The sequence below is a fragment of the Paracoccus versutus genome (assembly GCF_000763885.1).
GTDB lineage: Bacteria > Pseudomonadota > Alphaproteobacteria > Rhodobacterales > Rhodobacteraceae > Paracoccus > Paracoccus versutus.
In genome coordinates this window covers 1-1,041 of sequence record NZ_JRKO01000164.1, presented here as the reverse complement: position 1 = coordinate 1,041, position 1,041 = coordinate 1, and the positions used below count along the sequence as shown (strand labels likewise).

Below are 1,041 nucleotides of genomic sequence, written 5' to 3'. Positions count from 1 at the left end.
GAACGCCTTTTTCTCGGCAGTCTCGCCCTGGACGATACCCGGCGCGCCCGGACGGTTCGCCTTGGCTTCCAGCTTGTCCAGCCGCGACAGAACGGCATTGAAAACCTTGGTATCAACCTGGGCATTATTGGCCGGGGTCTTGGCCTTGTTTTCGTCTTGGTTCAGTTCTTCGTTTTCCACTTGATACTCCGCGTTCGTGGATTGCGATTTGACGGCGCTAATCCGCGCCTCGGGGTGTTTAGGGTCTTTGCAGATAGAAATTTCATTCAAAGGGACTTCAACAAAATGCCGCCCGCCATTGGCAAGGGGGCGATACATTGCGTTGCTGAAACTGATGGACAGTCCCTTAATTGCGCCAGCTTTCAAATAGCGGTGCGCTGATTTCGCGGCGCTGATACCTTCAAGGAACAGCCGGCCTTTCACTTCCAAACCCTTGTCGGTTTCGACGATGGTTTCCCAAACGCCGATTGCCTTGGATTTGTCATGTTCAAGACAGATTGGCAGTTGCGACGGGACAATAAACGCGCCCGGCTCAATCGTATCGCCAACAATATCAGGGCCAGAGAAAGGCCATGCTAGCCCGGTGATTTCACCAGCTTCCGAAACGGAAAGTTCGGCCTTGGTTTCGATCCGTTCGAGGGTTTCGAGATTATCCATGGGCTTTTACCTCATCAGCGCCCAGCCAGCGGGCGGCAAGGATGGCAGTTGCCAGCGGCAGCACCTCGGCAATGGGGCGATTGCGGGCATAGGTGCTAACCAGCCGGTCGGCTTCCTCGGGGCTGGTGCCGCCGCCGATCAGGCCAAGGCGGATAACCTCGGCCAGATCGGCCAGCTTGAACGCTTGACCCAAGAGACGCTGATACAGGACGCCGATGCCGGTTTCGGTCTTGGCTTCCAGCTCGATCACCATGTCGTCGGACAGGGTGAAAGGGCGTTCCTTGTCGCCGAAAAAGGCGTTAATGCCGATCATGCCCGCGCGCCTTCATGAAAGGCAGCCAGCTTCGCCGATAGCGCCACGCGATCACCGCGCGGAATAGTGAA

At 56.9% G+C, this 1,041-nt stretch carries 2 protein-coding genes; both read right to left on the bottom strand.

Annotated features, from left to right (window positions below):
• A partial coding sequence (locus IT40_RS28200) for an HK97 family phage prohead protease (RefSeq protein ID WP_036761506.1) occupies nucleotides 1-657 on the bottom strand: 657 nt, incomplete at its 3' end.
• Nucleotides 650-970 (bottom strand): gene transfer agent family protein, encoded by a 321-nt coding sequence (locus IT40_RS26445; protein WP_036761504.1) that lies wholly within the window; start codon nucleotides 968-970, stop codon nucleotides 650-652. The genes IT40_RS28200 and IT40_RS26445, both read right to left, overlap by 8 nt.
• Nucleotides 971-1,041: the final 71 nt, after the last annotated feature.